The organism is Pseudomonas sp. GW456-12-1-14-TSB6 (assembly GCF_059424205.1).
The window spans coordinates 1-16,486 of the sequence record NZ_JBWKZE010000005.1; the positions used below are offsets into that span (position 1 = coordinate 1).

Below are 16,486 nucleotides of genomic sequence, written 5' to 3' on the forward strand. Positions count from 1 at the left end.
GGCGTACGAGGCCGGGGTGGGCAAGACGCTGGGGCACATTGCGCTGGTGGTGGCGCTGGGGACGATGCTCGGCAAGATGATGGCCGAGTCCGGCGGGGCCGAGCAGATGGCGCGCACGCTGATCGAGCGCTTTGGCGAGAAGAACGCGCACTGGGCGATGGTGTGCATTGCGTTTCTGGTGGGGCTGCCGCTGTTTTTCGAAGTCGGTTTCGTGTTGCTGGTGCCGATTGCATTTACGGTGGCGCGGCGGGTCGGCGTGTCGATTCTGATGGTCGGTTTGCCGATGGTCGCCGGGCTGTCGGTGGTGCATGCGCTGGTGCCGCCGCACCCGGCGGCGATGCTTGCGGTGCAGGCGTATCAGGCGTCGGTCGGGCAGACCTTGCTGTACGCGATTGCCATCGGCATTCCGACGGCGATCATTGCCGGCCCCCTGTACGCCAGATTCATCGTGCCGCGCATTCAGTTGCCGGCGGATAACCCGCTGGAAAAACAATTTCTCGAACGCGAACCCCGCGACAGCCTGCCGGGTTTTGGTATCACCATGGCGACCATTCTGTTGCCGGTGGTGCTGATGCTGATCGGCGGTTGGGCCAACCTGATTTCCACGCCGGGCAGCGGCTTCAATCAGTTCCTGTTGTTCATCGGCAACTCGGTGATCGCGCTGTTGCTGGCGACGCTGTTGAGCTTCTGGACGCTCGGCATTGCCCAGGGTTTCAACCGCGAATCAATCCTCAAATTCACCAACGAATGCCTGGCACCGACCGCCAGCATCACCTTGCTGGTGGGCGCTGGTGGCGGTCTGAACCGGATTCTGGTGGACGCCGGCGTCACCGATCAGATCGTCGGCCTCGCTCACGAATTTCACCTGTCGCCGCTGATCATGGGCTGGCTGTTCGCCGCGTTGATGCGCATCGCCACCGGTTCGGCCACCGTCGCCATGACCACGGCGTCCGGTGTGGTGGCGCCAGTGGCCATCGGTCTGGGTTATCCCCACCCGGAACTGCTGGTGCTGGCGACCGGCGCGGGCTCGGTTATCTTTTCCCACGTCAACGACGGCGGCTTCTGGTTGATCAAGGAATACTTCAACATGACCGTGGCCCAGACGTTCAAGACCTGGACGGTGCTGGAAACCCTGATCTCGATTGTCGCTTTCGCCCTGACCGTCGGTCTTTCTTACCTGCTGTAGTCGGAGTTATCCGCCATGGACATCCTTTATCAGATCCGCGCCCGTCAGGATTCCTTCAGCGCCGGTGAAGGACGCATCGCCCGTCTGATGCTCGACGACGTAGGATTTGCCGCCTCCGCCAGCCTCGAAGACCTGGCGCAGCGGGCCGAAGTCAGTACCGCCACGCTGTCGCGCTTCGCCCGCACCGTCGGTTGCCGCGACCTGCGCGATCTGCGCCTGCAACTGGCCCAGGCCAGCGGCGTCGGCAGCCGTTTCCTCGACCCGGCGGGCACGCCCGAGCAGTCGGCGTTTTACGGGCAGATCGTCGGCGATATCGAAACCACCCTGCGTCAGCATCTGGCGGCGTTCGATGAATCGCGCTTCGCCGATGCGGTGAAACTGCTGGGCCAGGCGCGGATGATCCACGCCTTCGGCATCGGCGGTTGCTCGACCCTGTGCAGCGATGAGTTGCAAGTGCGACTGGTGCGCCTCGGCTACCCGATTGCGGTGTGCCACGACGCGGTGATGATGCGCGTCACCGCCGCCAGCCTCAGCGCCGAGCAGGTGGTGATCGTCTGTTCGCTGACCGGCATCACCCCGGAATTGCTGGAGACCGTGGCGCTGGCGCGCAACTACGGCGCACGGATTCTCGCCATCACCCGCGCCGACTCGCCGCTGGCGGAACTGGCCGACATCGTCCTGCCGCTGCAAGGCGCCGAGACCTCGTTCATATACAAACCGACGGCGGCACGCTACGGCATGCTGCTCGCCATCGACGTGCTGGCCACCGAGCTTGCGCTGGCCAATCCTGAAGACAATCAAGAACGTCTGCGGCGGATCAAACTCGCCCTCGACGAATACCGTGGCGGCGATGATCACCTGCCGCTGGGAGACTGACATGCTGTACGACACCCTGATTCGCAACGCCCTGGTCATCGACGGCAGCAACAACCCCGGTTACGCGGCCGACGTGGCGATCCTCGACGGCCGCATCGCGCAGATCGGCGACTTGGGCGATGCCCGCGCCACCGATGAAATCGACGCCGCCGGCCGTGTGCTGGCGCCGGGTTTCATCGACGTGCACACCCACGACGATACCGTGGTGATCCGTCAGCCGCAGATGCTGCCCAAGCTCAGCCAGGGCGTGACCACGGTGATTGTCGGCAACTGCGGGATCAGTGCGGCGCCGGTCAGCTTGCGCGGCGATCCGCCGGATCCGATGAACCTGCTCGGCTCGGCGGCAGCGTTCGTCTATCCACGTTTCAGCGACTACCGCGCAGCGGTGGAAGCGGCCAATCCCACGTTGAACGTGGCGGCGCTGGTCGGGCATACGGCGCTGCGCAGCAATCATCTGGATGATCTGTTTCGCACCGCGACCGACGATGAAATCAGCGCCATGCGCGAGCAGTTGCGTGAAAGTCTGGAGGCGGGCGCCCTTGGGTTATCCACAGGGCTGGCGTATGCGAGTGCGTTCTCGGCATCCACCGATGAAGTCATGCAATTGACCGAAGAATTGAATGCGTTCGGCGCGGTGTACACCACCCACCTGCGCAGTGAATTCGAACCGGTGCTGGAGGCGATGGACGAGGCCTTCCGCATCGGCCGCCACGCTCAGTCACCGGTGATCATTTCCCACCTCAAATGTGCCGGCGCCGGTAACTGGGGCCGCAGTCCGCAGTTGCTCGCCTCGCTGGAGGAGGCGGCGAAAACTCACCCGGTCGGCTGCGATTGCTATCCGTATGCGGCGAGTTCTTCGACCCTGGACCTGAAGCAGGTCACCGACGCCCACCGCATCACCATCACTTGGTCGACGCCGCATCCGGATATGGGCGGTCGCGACCTGATGGACATCGCTGCCGAATGGAACCTGTCGTTGCTCGACGCCGCCAAACGCCTGCAACCGGCGGGCGCGGTGTATTACGGCATGGACGAGAACGACGTGCGCCGGATCCTCGCTCATCCGCTGTCGATGGTCGGCACCGATGGTCTGCCGGAAGACCCGTGCCCGCACCCGCGTTTGTGGGGTGCTTTCCCAAGGGTGCTCGGACATTTCAGTCGTGATGTCGGCTTGTTTCCGCTGCACACCGCCGTGCACAAGATGACCGGTCTGTCGGCCGCGCGATTCGGCCTGAAGGAAAGGGGCGAGATTCGTGAAGGACACTGGGCAGATCTGGTGTTGTTCGACCCGGCGACCGTGCGTGACGTGGCGGATTTCAACGACCCGCAACGTGCCGCGCAAGGCATCGACGGGGTGTGGATCAATGGTGTGTTGAGTTATCGCGACGGCCGGGCCAACGGGCAAACAGCAGGGCGGTTCCTGGCGCGCCAGGGCGATCTGCGCGACGGCTTTCGTTGAATTTTGCTGACTGCGTCACGGTGATGGCACATTGCAATTAAAGAAAGCCATCACCAAGCCGAATTGCTGACATCCACCCCGACTACACTCTGGGGCCAATCAGTCAGGGAGCAACCCATGAGCTTCGGCAAAACCACCCCGATCCTGCGGATTTTCGATGAAGCCAAAGCCGTGGGGTTCTACGTCGACTTCCTCGGCTTCAAGATCGACTGGCAGCACCGTTTCGAACCCGGTTTCCCGTTGTACCTGCAAGTCTCGCGCGGCGAGTGCGTGCTGCATTTGTCCGAACACCACGGCGATGCAACACCGGGTTCGGCCCTGCGGATCGAGACCGATGAACTGGAGGCGTTTCAGCAGCAGTTGCTGGCCAAGGAATACAAGTTTTCGCATCCACAGATTCAGGCCATGCCCTGGGGCAGCCAGGACATGACCATCGCCGATCCGTTCGGCAATCGTCTGGTGTTCACCAACGCGATCAGCATCTAGCCGTCGTTCGACACCCGGTGAATCTGCCGAAACTCACCGGGCGGCATCCCGCGTCGGCTCTTGAAGGCGCGGTGAAAGGAGCGTGATTCGCTGAAGCCCAGATACTGGGCGATGTCCTGAATCGGCAGGGTGCTGTTGAGCAGGTAATGCTCGGCCAGTTCCTGGCGCAGTTCATCGAGAATCTGCTGATACGAGGTGCCGGCCTGATGCAACTGACGTTGCAGCGTGCGTACCGACACGGTGAGATGTTCGGCCACTTGTTCCTTGCGCGGCAGGCCTTCCTTGAGCAACTGGCGCAGGATGCTTTTGACCCGCTGCTCCAGCGACGCATCCTCCAGGGTCGCCATCAAACTCTGCGCGTGCTCTTCCAGGGTGCGCAGCAAATGTGCATCGGCCTGGCGCAACGGCAACTGCAAATACGGCAACGGCACGATCAGCGCTGAATACGCCTGATCGAACAGTACCGGGCATTCAAAAAACTGTTCGTACTGCGCCAGCGTCGTGCCCGCCGGGAGTGAGTGTTCCAGCCACACTGCGGCGGGCGACAGTCGGGTATCGGCGATCCAGCGTGCGTATTGCAGCCAGGAGCCAAGCACGTTTTCCACCAGATGCCGGCGAATCCGCGGGCGCTCAAAGCGACAGCTCCAGATCAGGTGTACGTGGCTGTCGTGTACCTCGGCGCGGCTGACACCCATGTCGCCCACCAGTTTTTCGAACGGCATGATGCGGCTCATGGCATCGCCCAATGTCGCGCAATTCATGGTGATGTAACCCAGCACGCTCCACGAGTTGGGCAGGACGAAATTCGCCGCGTTGAGGCCGAACAGCGGATCGCCCGAGTGTTCGCAAAAGTAATCGAGCAACCGCTCATGGGTTTCACCCGGCAAGCGCAGGCTGTTGTCGCTCAACTGCTGCGCCTGCAACCCGGCCGCCGCCAACGCAGGCTCGATGGCCAGGCCCAGATGTTCGGCATGGCGCAGGTACTTGAGCAGCGGCGGAACGGAGGTGAAGCCGAGCGATTGCATGACCGAATCCTCTTGATCGAGGCCGCCGTGGGCGGATGAGCGCTCTGAAAGGTAATTTGAATCCGCGAATAAAGTAAATGGCTGACGCTTGCGCGACGTTGGGGGGGGAGGTGATCAGCCCTTGGAGAATTTGAGCGAGACAAGCCTTAAGTCTGTCTAGTCCTGAAATAGGTGTAAACCTTATTCAGGACGGGACACCCAGCCAAAAAGAAGGGCAGCCAAAAAGCTGCCCTTCTTTCAGAACCGCCTGAAATAGCCAGTCGGGAACAGATTTCTGAAATCCTCGGTAAATTGGGTTTCATTGGCAATCTGAAGATAGTGACCTTGTGGGACATGGGCGAAGTTGAAGAACTGCCCATTTTCCACGAAGTTGACATCGGCAGACTGTTGGTTGGACGTCATTTGACTCCACACCCACGTGCTTGGGGCGCCAGTCGTAAGGGCATCATTCAGCATGTCGATAATCAATGGTGTATTCGGTAGTACCGTTTGCATATACACAGGTAAAAGCGCATTGACATCGGCTGTGCGGATTTCATAAGTGGGATCCTGAGGCATGCGCGGGGTTACGTTGTAGTAGAAGGGCGTTGCGGGGTATCGGCTTTCCGAGAGCAGATGTGGCAATGGATAAGTCACCCATGGATCTATGACCAGTGGATCCTGATTCGGATCGCCCAGCACCGTGAATGTATGACCGGGGATCACGGCGATGTTCACAGGGTGTATTGCAGAATTGCGGGCGGACGATGAAAGCAGGCTTGAACTGACGGCCGCGTATTCGTCGCAGTAGCCAGTGCCTGCAGCAACCGCGTGTTGTGCCCGGGATGGTGTGGTTGCGGGCGATCCAATATTGAAGCGAAGACGACCGACAAGTGCCGGTGCCCAGCCAGTGCTGTTTACAATGCTGCCGATCTGGTTGCCGGCGCCTGTGTGAAGCAGTGAGCGAGTGGTCCAGATCGTGTCATAAGCCAGCCTGTAGTGCTCCAGATCGTTTGCGTCCAGAAAAGTGCTGGAAGAGTCATGCTGTACGGCCGCACGAGTCGACGCCGGGGCCGGGACGCCGGGCTGGGAGCTGTAGGCGCCGATCTCATACTTTGTGAGTCCCGCATGATCCTTGTATCTTTGAGGGTTGTTGGAAACGAAGCGGTACAGATTCAACCCGTCGACAAATCCCGCCGGATCCGCACTGATCCAGCGTTGCAGCCAGGGCGCGTAATACCTCGATCCGTAATAGTACAGCCCACTGGCATCGCACTCTTTGCCCGAGTAGCGGATGGTTCTGTAATTTGCTTCCACGTGGTTAGGGGCCGCTCTCCACGCTGTGCCACCAAAGGGGTAATAGCCTTCTTCGCTGAGCAGATTCCCCTCAGCGTTCAATTCCATCGTGTTGGCGCCCAGGTGATCATTGAAGGTGTAGCGCAAGGCGTCATTCGTGATCTTTGCGGGCGTGGTTTCATCGCGCCAGTGCAGGCAACGCACGTTGCAACCTCCTGCCTGCACGGTGATGACGTCCAGTCGTTTACCGTTTTTCTCACGGATTTCCAGGCCTGGTAGATAGATGACGGCGTCGATGTGGGTGAGTGCACGAGACTGGGTGGCGCGTTGCTTGCGTATACGTTGACCATTGCCATCGTAGACGTAACTTTCCGTATCCCCCTCTTGCTGTGCGCGTTCGACCAGAGTCACGCGTTGTAGCTGGTTACGTGCATCCCACTCCAGGGGATTCCCGGCTTGCAGCAACTGCAGATTGCCGTTGGCGTCGAAACCCTCTGCAAAGTCGGGTGAGGGATCGCCGGTCTTCCAGGCCAGCGCGCGATTGCTTGCAAGGGCGGTGCGCATTTCACGGGTGTAGTTGTTTCCCTCCCGTTGGTGTTGCAATCGAATCAGATTTCCGCGTGCATCATAGGTATATTTCTGAACGAAGTTGAGCAACCTGCTCCTATCACCGGAGCGCGAGGACCACTCTGGCAGCGATCTTTGAATGCAGGATCCCTGTTCCTCACGACCAGAAGCTTGAACCAACTGATAAAGGCTGTCGTAGACATAGGTATTGATCGGTCTGATCTGTTGATTGTTGTTGTGCTGCACAGGCTTTGAATGGTCCTCGACGTTCAAGACGTTGCCGACGGCGTCATAGGCATAATGCATTTCCTGAAGTACACCTCCGTCTGTGAGCGAAATTTTCATTTTTTTCATTCGCCCGTTTTCAGAGGCGTATTCGGCAGTGTGGTTGATCTTTTCACCCAGGACCTGCGACTCGATCTGACCCTGAGCGTTGTATCGGGTCCGGTCGAGAATCAGCCGCTGTTCGGTTCTGCCATGGAGCTGCAAAGCAACTTTCTTGAGCTGCCCGGCTACATCGAACCAGAAGTGTTGCGTATTCCCTCTGGCATCTTTCTGTCTGAGGGTTTCTCCGGTTGGCGCGTACCACCAGGTGGTGGTGTAGCCGGCACCTGTTTCGAGTTGTTTGTCGCGCTCGTCGAGATCCTCCGGCCAGTCAGGCGTTTGTTGGTTTTTCAACAAATGTCGGGTTTCGCTGAGCAACTTTCCCTTCAGGTCGTACCCGGAAAAAAGGCGTTTTCCCGCTGAATCGTCATGGCGAATCAATTGACCGCACCGATTTGTGTTGGCGTAGCCGGCGGAGCTGTCTGCATAAGTAAAACGCTCGATTGCCCTGCGCGGTTCATTCTTGGGCTTTTCGTAAACCGCGACTGGGCGTAACTGACTGTCATAACGGGTCTGCCAGTGAGTACCGCGAGAGTCCCATTTCTCCAGTGCTTTTCCCGCCCCGGCGAAGAATTCCAGGCGCCAGCCGGCATCATTGCTTTCGGTCAGTAACGCCACACCCGACAGGCTGCTGACTTGCCGCAGGTCAGCTGTTTCCATCTGGTGCGAATAGTGCGCAATGTCCTGACCCTGGATGTCATGTCGGGAGCGAGTGATACGGGGTTGTGGTTCTTTGAGGGAGTCATTGAGCAGGTACGTGACCTCACGGACCTGCAGGCCACGGCCGTCGATGACGCTCAGGGTCGGAGTGTTGCGGTGAGTGTTCGCGCTCATTGCTTGACTCCTGTCTGAGAGGCTTGCTCAGGCTGGGTGTCATTTTCGTCTTCTGTGATGGAGTACCAGGGGTGATAGGTGTACCGACGCTCGTCACCTTTGGCATTGATGACGCGGACAGAGCGGCCCAGCGGGTCGTGGAAATGCTGATCGCACAGTCCTGATTGACGCAGGGACTCATCGTTGATGTACCGATGACGATCACTGAAGTAGGGGCGGTAGGCGCGAATCACCAAGCCTTTGCTGTCGTATTCAGTCCTTTCGCTGACGCGCCAGCGATGGCTGGCTTCGTGCGATTGCGGTTTGTTCCCGACTTGCCTTAACGCGCCATCCGTGTCGACGACCCACGCTGTCCCCGGGTCGACCTTCTGTTTTCGTTGCAATGGTCGACCGAAACCGTCCCAGCAAGCGATCGTGATTCGGAACTGACTATCGACGTCGGTGGAATACCGGTCCGCTTGGATCGTCGCGCAGTGAACCGGCTCGCGTTGAGTGTTTTCAATCCGCTTCTGGAGTTCTTGCTCGTAGGATGTCTTGGTACCGAGGCTGCTCAGACGAATCCGGGCACTGGCGCGGACATGGCCGCCAGGCAACAGATCGCCAAGCTCGACGGCCTGGTTGCGCCATTCCATTTCGGCCGGGGTCGTGGCTGCAATACGACCCATCCAGCTGAGCGTATCGTAGAAGCAGGCGCTGGCGACATCCTGTATTCCTCTTGCCGGTTGCTCGATGGCAATGTCGGGTCGACCATCGTAACGCCGGATATAGCTGGCAATCGGTTTGAAGCCGGTTACCCCGTCAGCATTGCTTTTATGATAAGTGGTGGCCTGCACTTGTCCGAAGGCATCGTACAGTGCTTCCTGGACATTGCCGTTGGGGTCGGTGATCTGTTTGGGCTGGAGTGTCCGGTAGTCAATACCAGAGACCGTGGTGGTGCAGTTGTCCGGCAGCTTGACGGCGCTGATCAGGCAGCAATAAGAGTCGTGGGTGATTGTGGTCGGATCGTGCTGCTGGCTTTCACGGAAACTCTGAATCCTGAAAAAGCCATCCGGTTTTGCGTAAGTGGTGAAGTTGCGCCTGACCGACCAAAGTCTGCCTTGCTTGTCCCCCTCGCTGTCGGGGGGTAATGCGAGGGGCATTTTCCGGTAACCGCCGTTCTGCAGCTTCGTTGTCATTTCAATGGGCGTATTGCCCGGCTGATGGTTGAGTTTGTTGTAGGCACTGAGTGCCAGATCATTGAGTTCGGCAGTTTCCAGATGATCAGCCAGGGCTTCGTTGCTGGCCTGGCCATCTTTAAAGGTGCCACTTGCATCCGGTTTGCGGTAACGCTGTAAAGACAGGCCTGTCATGGCCCGCCTGGCCTTCCAGGCTGCTGAATCGCAAAGTTTGAGCAGATTTTCATAGCTGATGGAGCGCAGCTCCAGGCCGGCGTCCAACGGAGCTTTCGGCAACTTCAGAGCATTGCTGCGTTGCAGGTAACGCAGGCCCAGGTGTCTGGCTTGTTGCGTGCGTACATGGATGAATTCAGATCGTGTTTCGTTCACGTAGTAATACTGCTGATCCTCATCATGGGCATCTTTCCACCACTTGGCTTGCCAGGTGTCCGTGAACGGAGGCTTATCAGTGGCTGTTTTGCGGCGTGCATAACTGATCTTCAGGCTATGGGTGAGATAACCGTATGGGTCCCATTGCAGATTGACTGTGTGGTCGCAGCGAGGGTCATCGTGAGTGCGCTCGTAATGATAGTGAATGGACTCCACGAGCAAGGGATGCATGATCGAGTAAGGGCTGTTTTCACCCATCCCTTTGAGTTCACGTACCAGGTATCGATGTTGTAGTACCGAGTACGGAAGTTTTGCTTTCGTGTCGTTGTCCAGGCCAAATGTTTCCACCCGCAAGATGTGACCACTGAGTGCCCGAGCAAGCTCGCGCCGCCGAGCTTCGACAAAAGTCCTGTGCGGGGCATGGATGGGTGTGCGTGGGCTCCAGCTCTCACCGTAGTTCTGAATTGTCGTTCCGAGGGCGATGGCTGCCGTATCGCTGCGGTCGTAATCGACGTTGACCGGGTCTATCGTATTTCCGGTATGGAACCAGCTTTTGGTCAACGTTGGAGAGCTTTCGGGACCCGTTCGGATGCTGTTCCGGTTGCTGGGGCTATCGGTTGTCAGTAAAAGGCCGAACCCACGGAACTTTCGTTCGGCGCTATCGTAGAAACCGCGTCGATACTTGAAACTCTGAGTCAGCTTGTTGCCGGTGATTTCATCGCACTGGACCTGTTTCTTGACCAGAAACACTGGAAATGGCAAACGTGAAACAGGGTCTTTTTGGTTTTTGAGCAACTGTCTCTTTTCGTCCAGCCACTCTTGCGCAGAACTACGGTAGTGGATACTGCCGCTCGCTCCCATATTGTTGTTGGTCGCCGTGAGCAGGTACGGCTTGATGTCAACGAAGTCGTAGCGCCAATAGCGACGTAATTCACCGGGCTGGCAGAAAACCAGGCTGGAGCAGCCGGTCCCTTGCAGATCCGAAGCACTGACCTGGCAGAAACGGTCATAGTGCAGGCCGTCGGGCCATGGCAAATCGATTGCATCACTCAGTCCATTCCCGCACCGGTTCATGAAAATACGCGCGCAGGTGGATTGCAGATAAACAAGATCGACAGCCCCCGATCCGTCCAGATCGGCCAGCAAGATGTTTGAGGCATCGAATGTCTCATGGGAGAAATCCAGCGTTGCGATCACCCGGCCTTTGCCGAAGTGTCCATGGCCGAGGTTGGGCCAGCACTTCACTTCATTGTGGCGGATACGGATCAAGTGTTGTTGACCACTTCCCAGTACATCACTGAAAGCCACCAATTCGCCGGGCGAGTTTCCAGGCTTAGGGAAATCGTCTTCATCGATCGGCCGAGGTACCTCGGTTGCGGGGGCGAAGTCTCCGTTAGGTTGTCTGGCATACAGGCGCACACTGCGCGGTCCAATCATGGCCAGGTCTGGAAGCCCGGAGCCCGCCAGGTTGGCCAGTCGCCCTTGAGGGTGAAAGAACTCTGTCGGCACCGCGCCAAGAGGGGTGAAATTCGACCATTCGCCTTTTGGGTCCAGGGTGAAAAAACCGTTCAGTCCAGCTTGCGCGACCAGCCAGGCGGGGAGCCCGCTGTCGTCGATACCGTGGAGAAACTGGCGAGTGGGTGCGCGGCTGTCCGCCAAAGGAATAAGTGGAAGCTCGCGCCATTGCGAGTACGTGACCCTGTCCCCTCCCTTTTCATCCCGCAGGGGCTGGCTATAGCGCCAGTTCTTGTCTGTTCGGTTCAGGATGCCTGGCAGTCCCTCTCCGAACAGATCGACAAACTGAAATTGCTGTTGGTGGTTGAGCCGGGAAAGGGCCTCGAACGGTTTGTAACGCCGAGGGTCGGGCTCCAGGGTAAAGTCGGTATAGGTGAGTTCAATGGGTGGATGGTATTGGCTGGTACTTTCGCCGAAGCCCTGGGTCAATGCTGCGGTCAGCAGGTTGTAGGTCAAAGAGGTGGTCTGATACTGGAGCAAGAGACGCTGAACCAGTACCTGTTTACTCCCCATCGATGGTTCTTCGGGGAAGTAATGAAACATCAGAACCTGTCGGCACAAATGCTGAGTGCCCAATTCAAAGCCGTAGGCGAAGTCGGAGAATGGATCGCTGCGTATCGGCCACGGGTGCTCCGCCCGATAGGCTGGTTGAACCCTGAGCGATACCTCTCGTTCGCCGTAGTCGAAGACCATTTCGAAATGCCATTTCACAGCCGTGAGTCCATCAGTCCTGCAGTGGTACAACTGTGAATCGGCGTTGAAGTTGCCATAGCGCACGTGGCTCAGGTAGCGCTGGGCACGATAGTCGGCAGAAGCCCTCGCGGGTGGGGACGTGTCGGATTTGTACTCGTAGAGAATATGTTCCCCGTGAGCGTTCATGCTTTCTTCGAGCAACCACTCTCCGACGCGTAACGGCGTGTCGGGGTCTGCGCGACGTGCCGAGAGGGTTTTTCCGAAAAGATGCTTGCTGCCATCGGCGCTGTGCATCAGCCAGAAGCCGGCTTTGTCCGTTGTGCTGGACCAGTGTTCGAGCAGATCGAAGCGGGTTTCGACCCGAGGTCGGTAACGCACGACAGTATGCTTCAGTTGCTGTTTACCGTCGCTGCACATCTTTTGGCTGGATTGGATGGTCCCCGTCGTTCTATTGCGCTCAGGCATCCAGACCTCTCCATCGGGGCCAATGTACAAATCATCGTCGGCGTACTTTGGGACACCAAGTCTGGTTCGTCTTGCAACGGCGGGCAGGGACAACCTCCAGCCGAGACCGAAAATCCCGTTGCCTTGATCACTGCTGTATTGCAGTGCAAGGGGCGGGGCATACCCGCGCCCGGGTGACACGGGGAGTGGAATTTCGCAGGAGGCCGAACCGGTGACTCCGACAGAGCCTATTGCGTTTCCGATACTTTTGATCGCACCACCGCCCTTGGGCAGAGCTGGAAGGTAGGTCGCCAGGGATTGTTCACTCATTGCACACCTCCATTTACCCTGGCGGTGTACCGTACATGAACGATGATATCGGTGAGCGATTCGAGCATTGCCTTCTGCGCGTCATGATTGGGAAACGACAGTATCCACTTTGATACTGCGCCGGTGTATTCAAACGGCAGGTAGCGCTCGTCCTGGAAGTTCAGCGTGAACAGACCGTGATCGTTGACGCCGGTGGAGAGGGCTATTTGCTGATTGCTGCGCAGACTTTTCATGACGCTCTTGCCATCACCGGGCATGACGACTTCGCTGTCGGTCTGGGTCAGCGTGGCGCGGATGTCTTCGTATGGGCCGAGGATGGCGGGCAGAGAGATACTGATGCTTTTGATTCGGCGCAGACAGTGCCCCGGGTAGTCATTTTCAAAAAGGGACTGGGTCAGTTCGAACGCGCACGAGCCGGTTTTCACAAGGTCGGACTTGATCCCGTCAACCTTCTCCGTGCCGCCTGCCTGGAGCGGTGAGTCCTCCCAGTTCTTATTGATCGATATCTTATTGTCGTTCTTGTTGTTGTCTTTCGCCTTGAGCTGACGCAACGACACGGTTTTACTGATTTCCAGCTCGCGCTCGTTGCCCAGCAGGTAGGCGTTTTTCATCTTCAGCAAACTCATCTTCATTCGCTCGCCAGGGCCCAGCCCCTGATAGGTGCTGTTCCAGGTCTGATGCTGGAAGAACGGCTGCGTGGAGTTGTCGACCATCGTTTCGTAGCGCCAGCTCAATTCGGTGAGCCGGCACATGGAAAGGGCCGAGTCATACACCTGGCTGTAGAAACTGGCCATTTGATTGGTGAACCATTGGTAAAGCTGCGAATTGGTAAAGCGTTTGCTGAGAAATTCGTAGGAGCTACGGGCATGTGCCAGGGAGGTCTGGGTCTGTTGCAACAGCAGGCGCGAGGCGGTTTCCTTTTCAGTTTCCTGCTCCAGCTGTGCCTCGATCTGCGCGATTTCGAGCCGTGCCTGGTCACGGGCGAGCTTCCAGTCCTGATGGCGGCGACGATACTGCGCGACACGATCGAGGGCGTCGCCAATGCCATGGGCGGCGACTGCCACCCCTTGAGCGGTCGTTGCCATGGACATGGGCACGCCTTCAAGGCGAAAACCGCCATCTGCCAGACCAAAAATATTTGGCATGACTTTCAGGCCCTCGCCAACGGCCTGTGCCGCATAGACGACTTTTTCAGCGATACGTCCCTTCAAGTGTGACGCGCTGGCCGCCACCTCGTCAGTATTGACGACTTCATGGACCAGTTGGCTGTAGTAGTCCAGCCGGTTCTCGACAATGGCTTTACTGGCGAGCAGCGCTTGTCTGGTTTTCTGGTCGACTTGCAGCGCCTGGGTCTGAAGGTCGACTGCCATATTGGCAATATCCCAGACGTGGTGCTGTTGCAGTTCCTGATAGCTGGACTGCTCGCTGCGTTCGATGAACGACATCAGGGAATTGCCGAGTTGAATGACCGTGTCTACCGCGCCCATGGCATGGGCATGCCAGATAGTGAAACGGTAAGGCGGTATCTCTGAACCCAGGTATTGGGCCATTTCGGGTTCCGCTGCACGCGGGGAACTGGAAGCAAGAATATCGGAAGAGAATGATGAGGGCGCAAAGAGCGGGAGCCTCAACGGGCGGCCGACGATATCGAGATTGTGTCTCAGGTTGTGTAGACGGCTTTCGAGTTTCTCCCACCGTGAAATCAATACGGGGTTAAAGGGCAATCGCAAATGCGGTGTGTCGATCGTATGTACAGAGAGTGGGGGAGCATAGGGGCGTATGCAGACTTGGGGGGGCTGTCTGGGGTTGGCGTCACTGGGTATGTGTTTGCTCTCATCGATCAGACTTTGCTCAAAATCACGCAACTCTTGATTCTTGTTCTCACTGAGCTCCTTCAATGAGACCGTCTCCCACAAATCGGTTTGCCTGATATCCAGCCGTGGACCCAGTAAATCCAGTGCGCGTATGTACCAGAACTTGGCATCCGTCAGGCTCTCGGGCGTTAACTGGCGGTAGGCCGTGTCGCCGCAGTTGAACAGAATATCGATATAGAGCATGTACAAGGCTTTGCGAAAGTGCACGGGATGGCTCATGGCAATCTGATGCGGATCCAGTGGATTCTGAATGGCAAAGCTGGGCTGGCTCGGGGTGGGGGTGGCGGTGATCAATGGCACCGCGTTCCAGTAATCGGGGTTGGCGCCTTCGACCTTTTTCCGACCGGGATTGAACAGGTAGTGCAACCAGGATTTGGCGTTCCCGTATTGACCCTCTTGGTTATAACGGTGGGCCACCAGCCAGGGAAGGTACAGGAACAGCTCGACAAAGTAGCGCCCGTAGGCACCATAGAAATCCAGCTTCTCCCCCTGCTCCCCGGTCTTCAAGCCAGGTTCTTCAAGACACTGGGTGCTCCAGGCGAGCAGTGTGTCCATACCGTTTTCTGCGCGTTCGATCAGGTGTCTGGCGAAGGTGATGTTCAGTCGGATGTCGCTGCGAAGCTGTTCTGGTGAACTGTCGCTCTGTTTGATTGATGAGCCTGAGAAGTCGATGAGTTCTATCGTACCCAGTGCAGTGTCCTGACGGGAGGTAAGGCAGGGTGGCGTCTGCTTGCTTTCTGTGGCGTGAGGCGCCAATAAAGGGAACAGGAGTTTTCGTTTGAGAGGCTGCGATCGAACATCCAGCTGCTGCAGATGTGTATAACTATCTTCACTGACAGTAAGTTCCTCGAGTAGGATCGATGACTTGCTTACAGAGTCCTTGTCTATGTGAACCGACATCCCGAAAACGAAAGTGATAACCGATGTTGGCTCGCCAGTTGGCTTTTCAACATACAGGCCAATCAACAGTCGTTCTGTAGGCCCCGATTTATCAACCATTGCAACGGTATGCGTTCTGTCTTTCAGCGAGGTGACGTCGTGGGGAAAGTAGCTTTGCAGGCAGGTACGTGGCGTGCTCCAGTTGCCGTCGTATTTTTTGTGGCACATGTTTAAACGGAACAGGGGATTGGCGGCTGCTTTCTTCGATTGATCTTTTTTAGCCGCCTCGTCTTGCTGGATGCACTCAGCCCAGATCACAAACAAACGATTGTTGAACACAACCGGGCGAATGGTACGTTCGATAGTGCTTTCGGAAACCGGCAGGTCGACGCGTTTCCAATCGGACCACGCTTGCGGCTCCGGTGCATCGTATTTTTGTGCCAGTGGGCCAGATAGTGAGGGGCGGCATTTCATGTCCAGAGAACGCCAGTACCACGTGTTGGCAGTCCGGGACCTGGCAATGAAGTAATAGGTACTGTGGGCTAAATCGACTCCGTCGATATAACCGTTGATCATTTGCAGGTTGGCCACCTCTTCAAGCCTGCTCAGGTAGGCCAGCACTGCCGTATCAACGGACTCGGCCGTGAGCTGGTTCTGGTTGAGGTCGTTTTCCAGTTGCTCAAAGTTTGCGGTCCTGGTCTTGCGCAGTGTCGGATCAAGATAGAGTGCGGGGAAGTAGTGCAAACGCTGATGCGTTGCCCAGGCAGGATAGTGATGCATCACGGTGTGCCAGATTTCGATGTGGTCCGCCGGAAAATGCGCGGTGTGGTACCCGGGCTCCATGTCGGCCAGGATACTGCTGATGTATTGCTGAAGGCTGGCAATGGCACAGGCCACCGGAGTGGTCGGTACATCCTGGCTGACCAGCACATCCAGCAGCCAGTAGTGATAAAGGTCATTGGCAGTCTGGATATTCTTGTCGATACCGAGGCGCACCAGTGTTTTGTCTTTCGGGGCAATTGCCGACAGGTAGAACCCGAGCTGCGCGTCACGCAAGCTTTCGTTAAGTTGTTTTTCAATCGCAGTAGACATGTTCATTCCTTGAGCATGTGGGA

The 16,486-nt window shown here is 57.6% G+C and carries 8 protein-coding genes; 4 read left to right on the top strand and 4 right to left on the bottom strand.

Annotated elements, in window-relative coordinates:
* The 4 genes from AC07Y2_RS05855 to AC07Y2_RS05870 form a co-directional block, all read left to right on the top strand.
* Nucleotides 1-1,186, top strand: a 1,186-nt coding sequence (locus AC07Y2_RS05855; RefSeq protein WP_103385608.1) for a GntT/GntP/DsdX family permease, incomplete at its 5' end; no start/stop codon positions are given.
* Nucleotides 1,187-1,201: 15 nt separating this feature from the next.
* Complete coding sequence (locus AC07Y2_RS05860; protein WP_039769047.1) at nucleotides 1,202-2,062, top strand: MurR/RpiR family transcriptional regulator; 861 nt, start codon at nucleotides 1,202-1,204, stop codon at nucleotides 2,060-2,062.
* Between the two features lies 1 nt (nucleotide 2,063).
* A complete protein-coding gene (locus AC07Y2_RS05865; RefSeq protein ID WP_103385609.1) occupies nucleotides 2,064-3,521 on the top strand; it encodes an N-acyl-D-amino-acid deacylase family protein in 1,458 nt (485 codons plus the stop codon).
* Nucleotides 3,522-3,638: 117 nt separating this feature from the next.
* The gene (locus tag AC07Y2_RS05870; protein ID WP_103385610.1) at nucleotides 3,639-4,007 is read left to right on the top strand and encodes a glyoxalase superfamily protein; all 369 of its coding nucleotides are present in this window, start codon (nucleotides 3,639-3,641) and stop codon (nucleotides 4,005-4,007) included.
* Here the strand turns inward: AC07Y2_RS05870 and gliR are convergent.
* The 4 genes from gliR to AC07Y2_RS05890 form a co-directional block, all read right to left on the bottom strand.
* The gene (gene gliR, locus AC07Y2_RS05875) at nucleotides 4,004-5,032 is read right to left on the bottom strand and encodes an AraC family transcriptional regulator GliR (RefSeq protein WP_039769050.1); all 1,029 of its coding nucleotides are present in this window, start codon (nucleotides 5,030-5,032) and stop codon (nucleotides 4,004-4,006) included. The genes AC07Y2_RS05870 and gliR overlap by 4 nt on opposite strands.
* 237 nt (nucleotides 5,033-5,269) lie before the next feature.
* Nucleotides 5,270-8,092, bottom strand: a complete 2,823-nt coding sequence (locus tag AC07Y2_RS05880; protein WP_103385611.1) for an RHS repeat domain-containing protein — start codon at nucleotides 8,090-8,092, stop codon at nucleotides 5,270-5,272.
* Complete coding sequence (locus AC07Y2_RS05885) at nucleotides 8,089-12,618, bottom strand: SpvB/TcaC N-terminal domain-containing protein (protein ID WP_103385612.1); 4,530 nt, start codon at nucleotides 12,616-12,618, stop codon at nucleotides 8,089-8,091. Before AC07Y2_RS05885 ends, AC07Y2_RS05880 begins: the two co-directional genes overlap by 4 nt.
* Entirely contained in the window at nucleotides 12,615-16,463 is a 3,849-nt protein-coding gene (locus tag AC07Y2_RS05890; RefSeq protein WP_103385613.1) for a Tc toxin subunit A-related protein, read from the bottom strand. Before AC07Y2_RS05890 ends, AC07Y2_RS05885 begins: the two co-directional genes overlap by 4 nt.
* Between the last annotated feature and the right edge of the window lie 23 nt (nucleotides 16,464-16,486).

What these genes read in the sequence shown, in the direction of transcription:
- AC07Y2_RS05860 (WP_039769047.1), top strand. Translation starts at nt 1,202, where the DNA reads ATGGACATCCTTTATCAGATCCGCGCCCGTCAGGATTCCTTCAGCGCC.
- AC07Y2_RS05885 (WP_103385612.1), bottom strand. Translation starts at nt 12,618, where the DNA reads ATGAGTGAACAATCCCTGGCGACCTACCTTCCAGCTCTGCCCAAGGGC.
- gliR (WP_039769050.1), bottom strand. Translation starts at nt 5,032, where the DNA reads ATGCAATCGCTCGGCTTCACCTCCGTTCCGCCGCTGCTCAAGTACCTG.
- AC07Y2_RS05865 (WP_103385609.1), top strand. Translation starts at nt 2,064, where the DNA reads ATGCTGTACGACACCCTGATTCGCAACGCCCTGGTCATCGACGGCAGC.
- AC07Y2_RS05890 (WP_103385613.1), bottom strand. Translation starts at nt 16,463, where the DNA reads ATGTCTACTGCGATTGAAAAACAACTTAACGAAAGCTTGCGTGACGCG.
- AC07Y2_RS05870 (WP_103385610.1), top strand. Translation starts at nt 3,639, where the DNA reads ATGAGCTTCGGCAAAACCACCCCGATCCTGCGGATTTTCGATGAAGCC.
- AC07Y2_RS05880 (WP_103385611.1), bottom strand. Translation starts at nt 8,092, where the DNA reads ATGAGCGCGAACACTCACCGCAACACTCCGACCCTGAGCGTCATCGAC.